Source organism: Marinomonas sp. S3726 (assembly GCF_000967665.1).
Taxonomy (GTDB): domain Bacteria; phylum Pseudomonadota; class Gammaproteobacteria; order Pseudomonadales; family Marinomonadaceae; genus Marinomonas.
In genome coordinates this window covers 611,582-628,426 of the sequence record NZ_JXYC01000004.1, presented here as the reverse complement: position 1 = coordinate 628,426, position 16,845 = coordinate 611,582, and the positions used below count along the sequence as shown (strand labels likewise).

General features: G+C 40.5%; 13 protein-coding genes. 4 read left to right on the top strand and 9 right to left on the bottom strand.

Annotated features, from left to right (window positions below; all coding sequences use genetic code 11):
- Positions 1 to 130 precede the first annotated feature (130 nt).
- Together TW85_RS04040 and TW85_RS04035 are read left to right on the top strand one after the other, a co-directional pair.
- Positions 131 to 2,899, top strand: coding sequence for a PAS domain S-box protein (locus tag TW85_RS04040; RefSeq protein ID WP_052701837.1), 2,769 nt, complete (start codon positions 131 to 133; stop codon positions 2,897 to 2,899).
- Positions 2,877 to 4,256, top strand: coding sequence for a sigma-54 dependent transcriptional regulator (locus TW85_RS04035; RefSeq protein WP_046015760.1), 1,380 nt, complete (start codon positions 2,877 to 2,879; stop codon positions 4,254 to 4,256). The genes TW85_RS04040 and TW85_RS04035 overlap by 23 nt, the downstream gene beginning before the upstream one ends.
- Positions 4,257 to 4,381: 125 nt before the next feature.
- Here TW85_RS04035 and TW85_RS25905 read toward each other — a convergent pair whose 3' ends face one another.
- Together TW85_RS25905 and TW85_RS04030 are read right to left on the bottom strand one after the other, a co-directional pair.
- Positions 4,382 to 4,549: an MOFRL family protein gene (locus TW85_RS25905; RefSeq protein ID WP_343251974.1), complete on the bottom strand. Its 168-nt coding sequence runs from the start codon at positions 4,547 to 4,549 to the stop codon at positions 4,382 to 4,384.
- 618 nt (positions 4,550 to 5,167) lie between these two features.
- On the bottom strand, positions 5,168 to 6,223 hold the full coding sequence (locus TW85_RS04030; RefSeq protein WP_046015759.1) for a helix-turn-helix domain-containing protein: 1,056 nt from the start codon (positions 6,221 to 6,223) through the stop codon (positions 5,168 to 5,170).
- A gap of 299 nt (positions 6,224 to 6,522) precedes the next feature.
- On the opposite strand from TW85_RS04030, the gene TW85_RS04025 reads away from it, so the two are divergent.
- Both TW85_RS04025 and TW85_RS04015 read left to right on the top strand, forming a co-directional pair.
- On the top strand, positions 6,523 to 7,083 hold the full coding sequence (locus tag TW85_RS04025) for a hypothetical protein (RefSeq protein ID WP_052701835.1): 561 nt from the start codon (positions 6,523 to 6,525) through the stop codon (positions 7,081 to 7,083).
- Between the two features lie 824 nt (positions 7,084 to 7,907).
- Entirely contained in the window at positions 7,908 to 8,252 is a 345-nt protein-coding gene (locus TW85_RS04015) for an amidohydrolase family protein (protein WP_046015757.1), read from the top strand.
- Between the two features lie 485 nt (positions 8,253 to 8,737).
- Here the strand turns inward: TW85_RS04015 and TW85_RS04010 are convergent, their stop codons facing one another.
- The 7 genes from TW85_RS04010 to TW85_RS03980 all read right to left on the bottom strand — a co-directional run bounded on the left by TW85_RS04010 (position 8,738) and on the right by TW85_RS03980 (position 16,582).
- Entirely contained in the window at positions 8,738 to 9,997 is a 1,260-nt protein-coding gene (locus tag TW85_RS04010; protein WP_046015756.1) for a glycerate kinase, read from the bottom strand.
- 63 nt (positions 9,998 to 10,060) lie between these two features.
- Positions 10,061 to 11,326 carry a trehalase family glycosidase gene (locus TW85_RS04005; protein ID WP_046015755.1) on the bottom strand — a complete coding sequence of 422 codons (1,266 nt, stop codon included), beginning with the start codon at positions 11,324 to 11,326 and terminating at the stop codon, positions 10,061 to 10,063.
- Positions 11,323 to 12,336 carry an ABC transporter ATP-binding protein gene (locus TW85_RS04000; RefSeq protein WP_046015754.1) on the bottom strand — a complete coding sequence of 338 codons (1,014 nt, stop codon included), beginning with the start codon at positions 12,334 to 12,336 and terminating at the stop codon, positions 11,323 to 11,325. The genes TW85_RS04005 and TW85_RS04000 overlap by 4 nt, the downstream gene beginning before the upstream one ends.
- A 46-nt stretch (positions 12,337 to 12,382) precedes the next feature.
- A complete protein-coding gene (locus tag TW85_RS03995; protein WP_082827854.1) occupies positions 12,383 to 13,243 on the bottom strand; it encodes a carbohydrate ABC transporter permease in 861 nt (286 codons plus the stop codon).
- The gene (locus TW85_RS03990; RefSeq protein WP_046015753.1) at positions 13,240 to 14,088 is read right to left on the bottom strand and encodes a sugar ABC transporter permease; all 849 of its coding nucleotides are present in this window, start codon (positions 14,086 to 14,088) and stop codon (positions 13,240 to 13,242) included. Before TW85_RS03990 ends, TW85_RS03995 begins: the two co-directional genes overlap by 4 nt.
- Before the next feature lie 115 nt (positions 14,089 to 14,203).
- Positions 14,204 to 15,463, bottom strand: coding sequence for an ABC transporter substrate-binding protein (locus tag TW85_RS03985; RefSeq protein ID WP_046015752.1), 1,260 nt, complete (start codon positions 15,461 to 15,463; stop codon positions 14,204 to 14,206).
- A gap of 78 nt (positions 15,464 to 15,541) precedes the next feature.
- Entirely contained in the window at positions 15,542 to 16,582 is a 1,041-nt protein-coding gene (locus tag TW85_RS03980; protein WP_046015751.1) for a LacI family DNA-binding transcriptional regulator, read from the bottom strand.
- Positions 16,583 to 16,845: the final 263 nt, after the last annotated feature.

The window sequence follows — 16,845 nt, the reverse complement described above, 5'->3', positions numbered from 1 at the left end:
TTAGCTCTCTTAAACTTGCCGAAAGTTTGATATGAAACATAAGCCCAGCTAATTCTAGCTGGGTTTTCTTTGCCCCATCACAAAATAATGTGAAGCTTGGATCTTGAGAATAATAAGGGATATTTTCAACATGCTTCAGCTTAATCTAGGCGCTTCTAAAGGCCCATTCAGATCCTTTTATTCGACTTACTTTAGCTGCTTTCATGGAGATAAAAGCGCCCTAGCCAGATTCTCACTTTATTTCATTTTTTCCAGCTTTATCATCACTCTCTCCCTATTGAGCCATTATTATCTCAGTGTCAGTAACGAACAAAAGTACGCTCTGCACAAAGAGAGGGTCACTGTTGAACTCATCCAACAGACTTTAGCTGATAACTTGGAAAATATGGCGGCCGATGCGAAAAATTTTGCCTTTATTAGCCGCTCATTAATGACGCTGACCGCCCCAGATAGGCAGCAATTATTAAACCAGTACTTTTTACAATTCAGTCAAAACCAAAGTGATTACAGCCAAATCAGGTTTCTAGATCAGACAGGACAAGAGCAGGTTCGCATTAACCATATTGGCAATACATTTGAAGTAGTAGAAAAGCCGGCTTTGCAGGACAAATCTCAACGTTATTACTTTCAGAAAAGCCTGACACTCAAGCAAGGTGAGGTATACATTTCCCCCCTTGACCAAAATATGGAAGCAGGTAAATTAGAACGCCCAAGCGCTCCAACCATACGAGTGAGCGCCCCGGTTTATGATGGTGACCAACTAGTTGGCGTCATAGTACTGAATTACCGTGCTCTCCCTCTGATCAAACAGTTATTACGTTTATCCCCCTACTTTCTTAACCAGCTTTATATTATCAATAGTGAAGCAGCCGCTATGGTGCAACCTCTTAATCGAACAGAGTTTAACGAGCAATCTCTGCCCAGTGCTAGCCTTGATCTCAACCCAAATTTACTCAGTTTTATCGACATTAATGGCGCTAAAAATGAGTTTCTTTTTAATACGTTTCAGCACCCACCCAGCAATATCCAGAACCTATTAAACAAGCAAACAAGCGGCCGCTTGGTTAACGCCGATGCTTACCTCACCTTCGCTACCAGCATGGCACCAGATAACAAGCCTTGGCACCTAGTTTCATCATTTTCAAAACTGTATTTTAAGCAAATACGTATGCAGTTTTTCCAGCAATACCTCATCTTTTATCTCTTACTTTATAGTCTGGCTTTCTGCGCTTGCCTCTACATAGTTTTTAGCCAAAGTCGCCATCTTGCAAAAGACAAACAAAGAGCCTACGAGCAGCAGTTTCGTCAAGTGTTAGAACAAATCCAATTGTTGGCCGTGAGCCTGGATCAGAAAGGTCGCGTGGTATTTTGCAACGATCTTTTCTTAGAACGCATGGGCTATGAGAAAAAAGAGGTGATAGGGCAAGATTGGGTACGTCTTTTCATTCCATTAGAACTGAGAGAACAGGTGCAAACCTCCCTGCAAAACACACTTGTATCAGGACATCATCAAGCCAGTATTAAAGATGTGATTCAAGACAAGTATGGGCAAGTGCATCTCTTATCTTGGACCACCACTTTTTTACAGAAGCCAACGGCTTCAGAGCACATCAATCAAGCACCATTAGGCCTTCTCACTCTAGTGGGAGAAGACATCACCCAGCAAGAGCAAGCTCAAGCCCAGCTATTACAGCTAAACCATGCGGTGGAACAGAGCCAAAATAGCGTCATGATCACAGACCTAACTGGCAAGATCATTTATGTGAACCCAACTTTTTGTGAGGTAACAGGCTATCAAGAGTCTCAAGTCTTAGGGATTAGTCCTAAATTCTTACAGTCTGGTGAAATGAAAAATGCTGATTATGATGCCCTATGGCAAGCACTACTAGCAGGTAAAGAGTGGCGAGGGGAATTACATAATAAGAAAAAAGATGGCTCTCTATTTTGGGAAAGAGCGGTCATCTCACCTGTCAAAGATGCACAAGGCAACAACCTCTATTACGTGGGAGTAAAGCAGGACATCAGCCAAGAAAAGGCGCTTGCACAAGCCCTTGAACAAGAAACGAATCAACGCCTGCAACACGAAAAACTCGCCGCCATAGGCAAGGTGGTAAGCATGATAGCCCATGACCTTAGGAACCCACTTAGCTCTATCAAGATGGTGCTGCAAATGTACCAGAGAAAAAACCAAGATGAGTTATGCCAAATTTCCCTCCAACAAGTGGCTTATATGGAAGCCATATTGGCTGACTTATTAACCTATTCAAAGCCTGAAAAGCACCAAGCCCAATGGCTAGACTTTAACAAGCTGGTTAATCAAGTACTCATGCCTCAAGAGCGTTTAGCAAGAGAGCATAAGGTTGCTGTCACATTAGAGTTGACACCTAACTTACCTACTCTATTTGCTGATCCAACCAAGTTAAAACAGGCAATACAAAACCTAATGACTAATGGCATCCAAGCCGCAGCCTTAAGTTCTGGGCATAGGCTGGTGAGAATTAAGAGCCATTTACTTCTACTGGACCAACCTCTGTATGAGCTTGATGAGAATTTAATTGATCAAGGTATGACTTCAGACTTAACTCAACAAGACCAAGCCAAGCAGGCTTATCTCATGTTGAGCATTTTTAACACGGGTAAGCCAATTGAGAGCGACATAATCACACAAGCTTTCGAGCCCTTTTTCACCACTAAAGCCAGTGGTACAGGGCTAGGTTTGGCCATTGTTAAAGGCATTCTTGATCTACACCAAGGCTTGATCAAGATACGCCCTATCTTAACTAAGCAGCATATGGGTGAAGAAGGAACACAGGTGTGTATTGCCCTTCCCGCTCACATGGCGCCCCTTAATTCACAAAATTCAAAGCAGGAAAGCTATGAGCAAGTTACTCATATGTGATGACGACAAGGGCATACGACGTACCCTACAACTTCATTTAGAATCTCAAGGTCATGAGGTTGAAACCAGTGCCGATGCCAGCAGCGGCATCAGTTTGGCACAAGACTATCAACCGGATGTCATCATCTTAGATATATGCATGCAAGGCTTGTCTGGCATTGAAGCGCTTCCTCGCTTTAAGCAAGTCAGCCCCACTAGTCGCATCATAATGATTACTGCTTTTCAGGATATGCAAAGCACTATCAGCGCCATGCAAAACGGTGCCGATGAATATCTGCATAAGCCTATAGATTTAGATGAATTTGATCAGGCGATTAATACCGCCTTGGCGCAACATCTGGCCCAACTTAATCAAGACAAACTTGAAACTCTGAGCGTGCCTGATAACTTTGGCAATTCTATGGTTGGTTCATCCAATGCCATGAAGCAGGTTTATAAAACCATAGGTAAAATTGCCCACACTCGGGCCAGTGTGTTAATTACGGGAGAATCTGGTACAGGTAAAGAAATGGTCGCCCGAGCCATACACCAAGCGGGCATGTCAGAGGGTGCCCCTTTTGTTGCGTTAAATTGCGCCGCTTTAGTGGATAACTTGTTAGAGTCTGAGCTTTTTGGCCATAAACGCGGGGCTTTCACTGGCGCTGTCTCTGATCAAGCGGGTAAGTTTGCGCTAGCCCAAGGTGGCACCTTATTTTTAGACGAAGTGGGCGAACTTTCCGCGCAAATACAAGCCAAGCTACTGCGTGTTCTACAAGAGAAAACCTACACACCACTTGGTAGTAAAACTGAATACCAGGCGGATGTGCGTATCATCTCAGCGACCAATTTAAACTTCGATCAGGCCATAAAAGAGAAGCGCTTTAGAGAGGATTTATACTACCGCCTACAAGTGGTTCAAATTGAATTGCCCTCTCTGCTTGAGCGCAAAGAAGATTTAAAAGAACTTGTCCCTGCCCTGCTATATCGAGCCAATAGGGAGCTAGGTACAAAAATTAGTAAGATAACTAAAAGCGCTATGGATCTACTCACAGACTACCATTGGCCGGGCAATGTGCGAGAGCTTGAAAACACCCTAATCAAGGCCGTTGCCCTGTGCCCTAGTGAACTGCTTACTGAAGATTTGTTTGTCGATATAGAACAGAAACTCAGACAAAAACGCGAACATAAACAAGATGACACACTTTCAGAAGATACTTACCAAGCTCACCCAGATACGCAAGACAGTAGCTTGCAGCAAATAGAATACACTCATGTGAAACAGGTACTTTCTCAGGTAAATAATCACAAGGGCAAGGCCTGTGAAATACTGCAAATCAGCCGACCAAGATTACAGCGAATCCTTGAACGAGAAGAATAAAAAGAAAAGTGAAATACAGAAAGGATAAAAGAAATAGCCTTGCTTATTTAGGGCAGTAAATAGAGCAAGGCCATCTCTTTAATAGCGTGTTTTTTAATTCAGTGTCTTTGATGAAAAGCTTTTGCTTAGGCTTGAATCAAGATAGCGCGAAAATCATTTACATTCGTTCTAGTAGGCCCAGTCACTATCAAGGCATCTAAAGCTTCAAAGAAACTATAACCATCATTATTTTCTAAATACGCCCTAGGATTCAGCTGCTTATTCAAAGCCTTGTCATAGGTGTTCGACAGCAAAATAACTTCATAAGACTCTCAATTCTCTCGAATTATTATTGCTTTAAAAATAGGTCACATCGTTGAGCAAACTTGGTTATATACTGCTATAAGGGGAGCTGAAGCATAAGTTCTTAATGTTGGAATATGCTTATGATTTTAAATTTATAGTAAAACAACAAAAAATTCTCACGAACGAAGAAGTTGCCTTATAATCTTTTGCAAGAAAAGTAAAACGAAAAAGTTAAATTTTAGTCTATTTATTTTTAACTATTCATATAATCAATAGTCACATGCAATTCCTTATGTTTTATGGATGTCGTCCTGCTATATTTAGCTATCTGGCATTTTTTATTCCTTGTTTATCTATTAATTCGCTTGTTTAGTCGATTTTTATCAACTCTCTGATTAATTACGTTGTTAATATTCTGTGTGTAATCACATCAAGTTGCTATCTACTTTAATGAATTACTGTAATACTTTTTTCTTTTACTCCGCAGCAGTGTACTAAACTCCTATTCAATGATAATAAATAACTAAGAATATTTAATTGTCTCAAATGATTAGAAATTAGGAGAACAAAGCCTTAAAGGATTCAAGCAATGGGCAGCGACACAACCTTACAATTTCAACAGAGCTCTATTTTCCATCTTGTTGTGAACTTCGATAAGCGCTCGGAGTTTGTTCGGTTATTCGTGTAAACTCTCTATTAAAATTTGATTTAGTTTGAAAGCCTGAATCAAAGTAGATTTGAGTAATTGTTTTATCAGTGCTAATCAACAACTGCTTTGCTCGTTCAATTCTGTATTCATTAATCACTTGAGATATATTGCGTCCATAAACTTGATTTATCGAAGTGGATATCTGTTTTGCTGGAATACCTGATTTTCGTGCTAATCTATCCAGCGTTAGATCTGGGTCTAAAAACACTTCTTTTTCAGTAATCAGCAAGTCTATTTTACTGACGATTTTTTTCATTTCTTCTTCTGTTAATACTGAAGGATAAGAAACTTTCATTTCCACCATTAATCTTGATGTGGATTCTTCATTACTGTCCATCTCAATGTTTTCTTGCACCACACTCTGACTCACTACCACAACAGTTCCAGCTAATAAAGGCAAAGTAATACAGTAGCCAATCGCAATTATATTGAGTGCATTAGCTCCACTGTAAAAAGCAAAATTGATTCCTACAAAGATATCTATAACAGCTGAAACTATCAGCATTATGCCCGCGTAGGACTCTGCTTTCTGAGTATTTGGAAAGTCAGAAAGGCGAACTTTTTCAGGGATTCCATTACTGCTTAATGAAGCCTTTAACAATGCAATACCATAAGCTACATACAGAACTGCAAGAAATGGATCGAGAGGTGGGCGCCAAAAAGGATAGGTCAATGAACCAATAACAACCAACATGGGCGGTAAGCAGTGAATGAAATACGACTTTTTATATCGATGGGATTTGGTAAAACAATACCAAGCAACTCCAGGAATACAGGAAGCAAGTACCGGTTGAAGTACTTTGAATACTGCAATGTCCGTTTCCCATCTAAACCCAACGATACTTGAAGTAACTGCGCACAAGGCAATAAATATAAAAGTAGCTTGCGCAGCTTGCTCTCGACGATAAAACAATACCACTGCCAAAATAGACAACAATAAAGATGTAACAAAAGGTAATGGAATTGCAATCATAAAAATCCGATTTCAGTAGTTTGAGGCCATCATGTATCAAATCGTCATATAGGACGTCCTCGATCCCGTTTAAGTACTTATTTTTTTCAATTATAACGTATTTTAAATACTTCCTGATAACAAAACAGGGAAACACTATTCGGCCTTAAAGAGTATTCAATATACAAAGTTTAAGCCTAACCAGATGAGTAGTAGTCACTTTGGTACTTTTAATTGGTATAGCTGTGTATCTGCTTTTTGTCATTACTAAGTATTAAGAAAATTAATCTGTTTAACAGAATAAGCATGTGGAGATTTTTATGAAATATAAATTAATAAAAAATACTATAAGCATTATGATAAAATTATCTATTGCATTAACTATATTACCCAGCCTATTTATTTCAGCTGCTTACAGTAGTGACAATAACAAGAAAACTTCTAATTCTTACACTACAGAATATTCGCTACCAGACGATGCAATAGGTGTTGTATTTATCGATTCAACGACTACAGGTAGCTTATTACAATTACGAGGTATCTTTGGTAAAGGGATCTTGCTCACAAAAAACATTAATAAACAGACATGCATTGTTTCTAGATTGAAATTAGCAGCTGGTGACTTTGGCGGATCGAATATTTCAGTACATTCGTCAGGCCCTATCCGCTTGGATATTTATTCTCGGGAAGTCGTCGAAAAGTTAAATGCAGGAGTTGAAGTAGTAAGTGAGGATTATTTAATTACCGACCTTTTGGAAGAAAAAATTGGTGATATAAAAATATCCATGGGCTTGAGCATTAAACACGGTTTTGTTTTAAACCCGATAAATTGGTCATGGTTAAATATTTTCGACAATAAGAAAAATGAAGTTGCTTGTTAAAATTTTTAAATTACTCGAGAAATCATTTTCATGAAAATAATTAATCCATTTTTCGAATTATGAAAAATGGATTATATAAGAGCCTCTTTCTAATATGCTCCAGTAAACTCCTACAAAATAATGGAGAGTGAAGCTAAGTATTTTTTAGTTTATGTTGTTGTGCATAGCTATTTTTTAAATAGTTTATTAATTTTCAATATCATTTAGCTAACGCTAAATTTATAGGAAAAATTTATGAAATCAATTAAAAACATTTTTTTAATATTGTTGCTGCTGAATATTTTAACATTTTTTTTGTTTATATCGTTGTGCATAGCTATTCTTGAAAACAGTTATTAATTCTCAATATTATTTTTTTGTGCTAAACTTATAGAAAAATCTGATAAAAATCAATTCGGAAATTTTTTTAACTCTTTTATTCGTTACCTATTTACTTGCCAGTTCAGATCAATTATTAATAGAGAGCGTAACGCTTATTTAACCAGAACTTCAACAGCCACTGCACAACACCTATATATTAGTGAATGATGGAATTATTGTTGATATTTCAACTTCTCAGTTAAACCCAACAAAAGATATTTTACGTATAGGTGGCAGTGGTCGTTATCTAATACCTAGTTTAATTGACTCACACCTAAGCATGTTTGATCCTACTTATTTAGAGAATCCATTACTATCAGAAGTCATTCCCAAAGGCTTGTTAGATAGGTATAAATCAGATGATGGTCATTGGTTTCATAAGTATATACTTCAATAATTTCCTAGGTATCTTCGAGAGTTAAATTACAAACAGATGTATCAAGCCTTCAATAAATACTGTAAAGGTGTTAAAAGTATTATCTGATTACGATGCTAATTTACTATTCGCTACAGATACTATTGTTGGCCAATCTTATGCGAACGCCCTGGGCTTAAGTGGATTTATTGATATGAAAGCATGGTATAGCACAGGAGTCCCATTAAAGAAAACTCTACAAGCCACTACTATTAATAATGCTAAAGTTTTTAATCTTGAAGAAACATTAGGCAGTATAGAAATAGGGAAAAAAGCTAACTTTCTACTCTTAAAGAAAAGCCCACTAAAGGATATTGAGGCATATAATAGCATTGAGGTTGTCTGTATGGACGGTAAGCCAATTACTCGCCAAAGTCTATCTGCGAGCAATTAAATCATCACAATCTCTCTAATGTTGATTGTGACCTGTCGAGATCAATCAACAGGATACGCCATTATTCTTACCCCTCGTACACCAGAAATAACAATGACTCTGGGCAGTATTACACCTTCCTAATATAGAGATTCAAAGAATCATTAGATATTGAATATTCTTCAGTTGCACGCTTAAGAACGTAGATTCAGTTAAATTATCGGAAGCAATAAAGAATCTGCACCATGTTACTCATAGCCAGGATAAATTTAGCTGGGTTGCTCCATTTGAAATTAAATTCGTTCAATATAAGAAGAGAATGCTAGGCTCTATGAATTTCAGTCAGTTTACATAAAAAAACGAACTATAAAAATCAGAAGAGTAAATGAGTTAGGTGAAGAAAGGATAAAAGAAATAGCCTTGCTTATTTAGGGCAGTAAATAGAGCAAGGCCATCTCTTTAATAGCGTGTTTTTTAATTCAGTGTCTTTGATGAAAAGCTTTTGCCTAGGCTTGAATCAAGATAGCGCGAAAATCATTTACATTCGTTCTAGTAGGCCCAGTCACTATCAAGGCATCTAAAGCTTCAAAGAAACTATAACCATCATTATTTTCTAAATACGCCCTAGGATTCAGCTGCTTGTTCAAAGCCTTGCCATAGGTGTTAGCCAGCATGATAGCGCCGGCATTATCTTCAGACCCGTCGATTCCGTCCGTATCACAAGCAATCGCAGATACGCCTTTTTTGCCTTTAAGATCCAAGGTAAGCGCCAATAAAAATTCCGCATTACGACCACCACGGCCACGGCCTTTTACCGTTACTGTGGTTTCGCCGCCAGAGATAATGACACAAGGTGGTTTGATTGGCTGAGCATAATGTAAGACTTGTCTAGCAATCCCCCCATGCACTTTAGCGACATCACTGGATTCACCTTCAAGATCACCTAAAATCAAAGGCGTAATACCTTGAGATAAAGCAAACTCTGCGGCTGCATCTAAAGACATTTGCGGGGTACTGATAATCTCAAAGCTATTGCGCTTAGGTAAGTGTCGATAATCCAGTTTATCTTGTTGTTCAAGGTAAGCTGTCACAGCACTGGAAACATGAATGTTATAGCGCGCTAGCACCTCAAGTGCCGCTTCGATACTGGTGTCATCTTCCACTGTCGGACCAGAGGCAATCACACTAGGAGAGTCTCCTGGCACATCAGAAATAGCAAAGGTATGAACAGTCGCAGGGGCACAATGTAGCGCTAAACGGCCACCTTTAACTTGAGAGAGTTTTTTACGTACACAGTTAATTTCATCAATGCTGGCTCCCGAGTAAAGAAGCTGCTTATTAATGCGCTTCTTCTCTTTTAAATCGATGCCATCAGCAGGTAAAACTAATAATGCAGAGCCACCGCCAGAGACAAGAAAGATAACTCTATCTTCTGGTTTAAGGTCTGCCACTAAAGCCAAGATTCTACGTGCTACTTCTTGCCCAGCATCATCTGGTACAGGATGAGCGGCTTCAACCACTTCAACGATTTTGGTAGAGCAACCATGCTGATAAGGCGTCACCACTAAGCCTTCAACCTGCCCTTCAAAGTAGTTTTCAGCAATTGCCGCCATCGCCGCAGCACCTTTACCCGCACCTAATATGATGGTTCTGCCCTGACTGGTTTTATCTAAACTTGATAAGGCCGAAGCCAAGTGTGTATCAGGGTGGGCCGTTTTCACTGCCTGATTAAATAACGCCTTTAAAAAACTCTCTGGATTTACCACTTTCTTACCTACTAGCGATATAAAAAAGCCCCAACCGCGATTGGTCAGGGCCTTTGGTCAAGGTCAAACTAACCAATGAAGAGCAATTGCCGCTGTCCAAGAGAAGTTTGAACCACCACAACCTTCACCTGTTTCTGGGTCAAAATATTCCCAGTAACCTGATTGCTCAATAATAGAACGAGACGCCTGTTGTAATAATGCTGCTACATCATGATGACCGTAATAGGATAAGCCATCGGCAATCATCCAGTTAATGTGCAACCAAGAAGGGCCACGCCAGTAACGTTTGGCATCAAACACGGCTTCGCCAGGATAAGTCGAAGCCAAGCCTTTAGGCCCTTTTTCTAACCAAAGCTTGATCTCCTCAGCCATAATGCTAGCTTGTTCTGGGGTCGCACTATGACCATAAAGAGGCATAAAGCCTGCTGAGGTTTTTACTGGAATAGGTGCATTCTCAGCATAATCTTTATTCAAAAATTGATGTCTTTCTGCATCCCACAACGCCTGAATTTGTACATCAGCTTTGTTAGCACCACGAATGATTTCATCTAGATTAACTGGCTCAGTAGCCAAGCTATTTAGGTGTATTAAGTCTTTCGTCGCTCTTTGTAAAACCGAGTTTAAGCTCACATCCTTTGTATGGAAGGGGCATTCATCATGGATCGTCTGATAGTCAAACTTCTTATCTTTAAAGAAATCCACTAGGTAAACATATCTATCGTATTCAGCTTTAACAGGACGCTGGTTACTATCAACATGGCTTAAATCGCGTCTTTGATAGCTACGAGTCGCTTGTGGTACTCGCTCTAAGATATCGTCCCAGGCAGGGCTATTATCCATGCCAGATTCCCATGGGTGATAGCTTGATACTAGACCGGTTGATTCTGGATCACGCTCACGGTACCACCATAGGTGATAACGGATTAGACCAGGTAGCAGCGCGTCTAATTTTGCTTGAGCCAAGTCTTTATCCTGACTTTGCTCATAAATCATACGGACCATAGTCGCTAATAATGGCGGTTGTGAAATAGAGGTACTTGGTGGGTTACCAACAACACCCCATTGGTCTGGCCCTGGAAAGTAATCATCTGAATCTTGATGGAATACAACATGAGGCACCATGCCATTTTCCCACTGGCCTTTAAACAAGGTTTCAAACTCAGCCCATGCCCTTTTCTCATCAATGTGCAACCAGCCTAATGCTGTGATGCCAGCATCCCAGTTCCATTGGAAAGGATACAAACCTTTCGTTGGTACTGTATAACCGCCAAGGTCATTTTCTTTAAGGACGCGCTTAGCTTCGCTAATTAACTGCTCAGTTTGACTCATAGAATGATCTTCCCACTTTCTGTATACCAACGTTTCTTATCGTCTTTAGGTTGTAAATAAAGGGTATTGCCACTTTCAACATCGACTTCATTAGCAATGTTTACCCGAAAAAGCTGGCCATTTAATTCAGCAGAAAGCTGCTGGTGAGAACCCAGCCTCTCTTTGGTTAGTACCTTGATTGGCCAGTAATTAGCTTGAGCTATGGTAGAGACGTTAAAATCTTCTGGACGAATGCCTAGCTGAGTCGCACCTGCTGGCACATCGCCAATTTGAAATTCAGGTGAGATAAAGTTCATCGGCGGGTTACCAATAAAACTACCTACATATTCTGTCGCTGGGTTTGTGTAAATTTCATCGGGTAGATCATATTGATCAATACGACCGGCATTCATGACAGCGATTCGATCGGCTAAACTCATGGCTTCTACCTGATCATGAGTGACATAAACCGTGGTGGTTTTTGATGCCGCCAAAACAGATTTAAGCTCGGCACGCATCTGCAAGCGCAATAAGGCATCTAGGTTGGATAAAGGCTCATCCATCAAAAGAACGTCAGGTTCTACTGCAAGAGCACGGGCCACAGCAACACGTTGTCTTTGGCCACCAGATAGCTGGCCAGAATAACGTTCAAGCAGGTGATCTATGTGCATAAGTGATGCAAACTTTTCCACATTGGCTTTTACTTTGGCCTCGGGCGCTTTTTTCATTCTCAGACCAAATGCAATGTTTTCAAACACTGTCATGTGAGGAAAAACCGCATAGTTCTGGAACACCATAGCTACATTTCGTGCTTTAGGAGGCAGGTGAGAAACCACACGATCACCGATTTTTATCGTGCCTGTGTCTTGGCTCTCAAGCCCTGCAATAATGCGCAACAGGGTGGATTTACCACAACCAGATGGGCCTAATAGAACGGTAAATTCCTGATGCTTAATCTCAAGTGATACCGACTTTAATATATGCGCATCACCGAAGGATTTTTTAACATTTTCAATTGCTATTGCTGTCATAAGTCATTCCTAAAAATACATATCAATATGGTAAAAAGCGGTTCATTTAGCGGTTTGCAATCCCCCACATACTGAATAAATACTTTCTAACAACGAATAAGAAGAGAATGGCCGGTACGATCAAAATCAGCCCCCCTGCGAACTTCACTTCTGCAGGAGAGGAAGACAAGCTTTGTACCAAGAAAGCCGTCAGTGTTTGGTTATTGATGGTCAATACCGCCGCTGCGAACACCTCATTCCAAGAAATAACAAAGGCAAAGACAGCAGACGCAGTCAGACCCGGCAACGCCAAAGGCATAACCACTTTGACAAACGCTTGCCAGCGGTTACAACCTAATACCCAAGCGGCCTCTTCAAGCTCAACGGGAATCCCCATAAACAAGCTTGAAGTAATCAGAACTGCAAATGGCAAGGCCAAAGCGGCGTGCACCAGAGATAAACCAAACAAGGTGTCATCAAGACCAATATTGATAAAAATAACGGCCAGAGGTAATGCCAGCAAAGGCATAGGGAAAGCACGGGTTAATAGGATAAGTAACCTAAATGTGTTCTTTCCACGAAACTCAAACCGAGCCAAGGCATAACCCGCAGGTGTACCTAATCCAATCGAAATCACCATGGTGAAAACGGCCGCGATCAAGGAGTTCTTTAAGGCATCTAGCACGCCGTAGTAGTTCATAAAGAAGGCCATGGTTTCCATATCAAACTCAGGCACAAATGCCTTTGGCCAACCATTTACCACTTCAGCAGAACTTAATGCGCTAACAACCAAGAGGTAAATCGGAAATACTATCCAAGACACCATGAAAGCAGTGCCACTGATAAATAACCAACGCCAAGCTTTTTTGCGTTTATTTGCGGCAAGCATTTCTTTTTCTAACAATGCATCTTGCTCAAACTGGCTCATACTTGGGCCTCCTTAGGCACATGTAATACTTTTAAATAAAACAAAGTGAAAACAATCGATAAGCCTAAAATCACCACAGCATAAGCGGCAGCAGCACCCGCATCTCGATATTCAAACGCCCAGTTGAAGGCTTCGCCCATCAAGACAGGCATATTGGTTCCGCCTAGTAGCATGACAACGGCAAAGACTTCGAAGGCTAACAAGGTCCGTAGAATCAAAGCCGTTTGTAGACTAGGTCTTAATAGAGGTAGGGTTACTTTCCATAAACGCACCCAGGCATTAGCACCAAAGATTTCTGCTGCTTCATAGTATTCTTTCGGAATCAGACCAATACCGGAAACAATGATGACTAGCAGAATCGCTGTCGCACGCCAGATTTCGGCAAACACTATGGCGGCAAAGATAGCCACAGGATTATTGTAGTTAAGCCAACTCTCTGGCCCATCAATAATACCAACAGAGAATAAGAAACTATTCAGGAAACCGTTCTGATCAAGCAAGGCTAACCAAACGATACCCGCCGCCAAATCTGAAATACCAAGCGGGATAGTCCAGATATAAAGTACGGTATCGCGTCCCTTTTTCATCTTAGAGATCATTAAAGACATACCAACCGCCATACATAGCTGAGTCGGTACTACCACTAATGCAAGGATCAGGGTATTGCTTAATGAAGGTAAGAAATTAAAGTCATTAAAAATGGTATCGAAGTTTGCCAAACCTAGCTCACCATCACTGGTGGTGAAGGCCTGTAAAAAGACTTCGATAAAAGGGTAAATAAAGAAAGCGAGTAAAAATAAGATACTCGGAGCAATCAGCAAATAAGGGTATGTCTTACTATTCATAGGGCATCCTGAAATCTATTTAAACACTTAAGGAAGGTGCAAAAAGTCATTCCCGCCTCAACATGAGGAGAAAACAATTTAAATGTGAGACGAGAATCGCAACTTACTTAAGAAATCAGTTAACTGGACATACACCATTGCTTGGTTTGTCTGGTGCCCAGCAAGGTGCGTTGGCGCTTACCATGATGGTTTTCAAGACTGTCGCCTGACGATCAAGGATCTTGTCTATGTTGGCATTACGCAAAACGATTTGTTGGAAGGTATCTTTATAGGTTTTACTAAACTTACCGCTTAGATCACCTAAACCAACAGGAAGCATAGATGGCAAGGCATCTGGTGAACCCGCTTGAGTGGCAATCGCTTTACCTGCAATTCTTACATTGGCAGGCAGGTCAGCCGGTAGCTCAACGTCAGCAATTGGATAGAAACCTGTTGCTCTGAGGGTTCTGATTTGCACTTCTGGCTCAGACAAGTACTTAATTAATTCAGCAGAAGCCGCTCTATCTGGCGTTCCTTTAGGAATCGCTAGACCTGCAATAACAGGCATGAAACCACGGCCAGCTTTAGCAGAAGGGGCTGGGAAAGCGATAAAGTCATCTGGTCTTTGGTCAAATGCATCTTTTAAACGTGCGGTATGATCAAAGGCAACCCAAACTTCTTCAGTCAGTAACGGCTCTTGCATCAAGTTATAAGCCGTTGATCTTGGGTTAACATCTTGCCAAAGGTCACGGAACCATTGCCACATAGCTTTAGCATCGTCACCACGGAAATCAGTCACAACAGAGTTAGTAAATGAAGGGTATAAATAACCTTGTAAGAAACGGTGCATCAGGCCTTTTTCACCAGCAGGGAAACCAAGTTTCGCTTTACCTGTTGCTTCTTTAATATTGGCAGCCCAAGTCGCAAGCTCATCATAGGTTAAAGCGTTAACATCAGCCCCTTTTGGTAAATAAGGTAGGGCTTTTTTGTTCGCCGCCATTATGTAGGTAGCTTGCATCCAAGGGATATATTTTTGTTCGCTAGCGCCCAACTTACCCAGTTCACTCATGGTATTGTTGGCTTTAATTTTTGGCACGCTGGCTAGTACATCATCAATGGAATCTAGTGATCCTTGGATTTGAGGGAACTGACCATGCAGTGCACCTAATACACCCAAAGAAACTGAGTTGGAACGAGATTCAGCTTCGATACGAGAAAAGAATGGCCCAGCTTCTTGTGGAAGGAATTTCACGTCACCATCAAAATTGATGAGTACATCATTTCGCATGGCATCCGCTTCTTTCAAGGGATTGGCTTGAGTCGAATAAAAAACGACCTCACTTGCCGAAGCAATGGAAGATCCTAATAAGATTGGCAAAATTATTTTTTTTATCATTTTTAAAGTCCTATCATTTCTTTAAATCGCACAAGCGACTTTTTAAAGGCCCTAACTCAGGTTAAAGCCAGATTCAGACTAGCCATCAGGCGAAAATGCTTGATTGCTGGTTTGGCGTTCTACTAATTCGTAATTGATTAACTTATTTCTCGGAATAAAAATCTGACCATTCAATTCCGATTGCAAAATCTTAATAATTGCCTGGCTATGATCATCCAACGACGTTCTCAAAGTAGAGATAGTTGGATCCCCTAAATGTGAGAGAGGGAGATCATCACAACCAATAATTTGAATATCTTTACAAGGATCAATACCAAGCTCTTTCGCCGCTTTAACCACCTGATGAGCAATAACATCTGAGGCACAAACAAAGCCTGTCGTCGCCTTGTCCGCTTTTAATAAATCTAAGGCTACTTGGTAAGGGATCTCATCATTCATTTCCATGGTATGTATGCTTGATTCTAATCCAGCACGTGCAATCGCATCTTCATACCCTTCCACTCGCAAGTGAGAAGTAAACATTCTTTCTGGCAAGTTCAATAAGGTGATTCTTTGATGACCTTTATCAATCAAGCTTTGTGTCGCAAGGTCAAAACCTGCTCTGGCATCCGTATCTATCCAGTTATGATCATCAGAACATTGAGTACGACCATGGGTAACAAATGGCACTTTTTGCTCTTTTAATAATTCGACCCTAGCGTCATCCATGCGAGACCTAAGAACGACAAAAGCATCGACTCTCTGACTATCAATAAAGCGTTGGTATGTTGCCAACTCCTTCTCCCCTTCTGGGGCATAGGAAACAATTAAATCTAAATTCGGATTGTGTGCGTAAAGAGATTGACCAAAGTGCAATAAAAAATGGCTCAAGAAGTGATCTCGCATGTCTCCATAGGAAACAGGCAATAAAATACCAATTGCATCGCTTTTACCCGTCACTAATCTACGGGCCGCTAAGTTCGGCACATAACCCAAGAGATCTGCGGCTTCTTGAATTTGCTGACGAGTTTGCGCATTCACATCATTGTATCCAGACAACGCCCTAGACACGGTTGTTACTGAAATATTCAAATGCTGTGCAATTGATTTTAATGTGGCTTTCTTCTTTTTCTTTTCCATCTCAACCTCTTTCGTTTCAAATCGATCCGAAACGATTTGGATAAATATAAACCAAAACGTTTCGGATGTTCAATATTTTTTTCTAACTCGCACCAAAAAGATGCTCTTCGATGCTAGATTTTGGTTCGTTCATCACCTGTATTTTATGCTCAAAATATCGCTTCTCTCGTATTAAAAATACGCGTCAAAATTGACTTAAAGCCAAGTATTCACTGACTGTAAGACATAGAAATCACCATGAGTAACAAGCAGTTAATTCAGAA

Coding starts and splice junctions, on each gene's coding strand:
- TW85_RS04040 (WP_052701837.1), top strand. CDS start 131: ATGCTTCAGCTTAATCTAGGCGCTTCTAAAGGCCCATTCAGATCCTTT.
- TW85_RS04035 (WP_046015760.1), top strand. CDS start 2,877: ATGAGCAAGTTACTCATATGTGATGACGACAAGGGCATACGACGTACC.
- TW85_RS04030 (WP_046015759.1), bottom strand. CDS start 6,223: ATGATTGCAATTCCATTACCTTTTGTTACATCTTTATTGTTGTCTATT.
- TW85_RS04025 (WP_052701835.1), top strand. CDS start 6,523: ATGAAATATAAATTAATAAAAAATACTATAAGCATTATGATAAAATTA.
- TW85_RS04005 (WP_046015755.1), bottom strand. CDS start 11,326: ATGAGTCAAACTGAGCAGTTAATTAGCGAAGCTAAGCGCGTCCTTAAA.
- TW85_RS04000 (WP_046015754.1), bottom strand. CDS start 12,336: ATGACAGCAATAGCAATTGAAAATGTTAAAAAATCCTTCGGTGATGCG.
- TW85_RS03995 (WP_082827854.1), bottom strand. CDS start 13,243: ATGAGCCAGTTTGAGCAAGATGCATTGTTAGAAAAAGAAATGCTTGCC.
- TW85_RS03990 (WP_046015753.1), bottom strand. CDS start 14,088: ATGAATAGTAAGACATACCCTTATTTGCTGATTGCTCCGAGTATCTTA.
- TW85_RS03985 (WP_046015752.1), bottom strand. CDS start 15,463: ATGATAAAAAAAATAATTTTGCCAATCTTATTAGGATCTTCCATTGCT.
- TW85_RS03980 (WP_046015751.1), bottom strand. CDS start 16,582: ATGGAAAAGAAAAAGAAGAAAGCCACATTAAAATCAATTGCACAGCAT.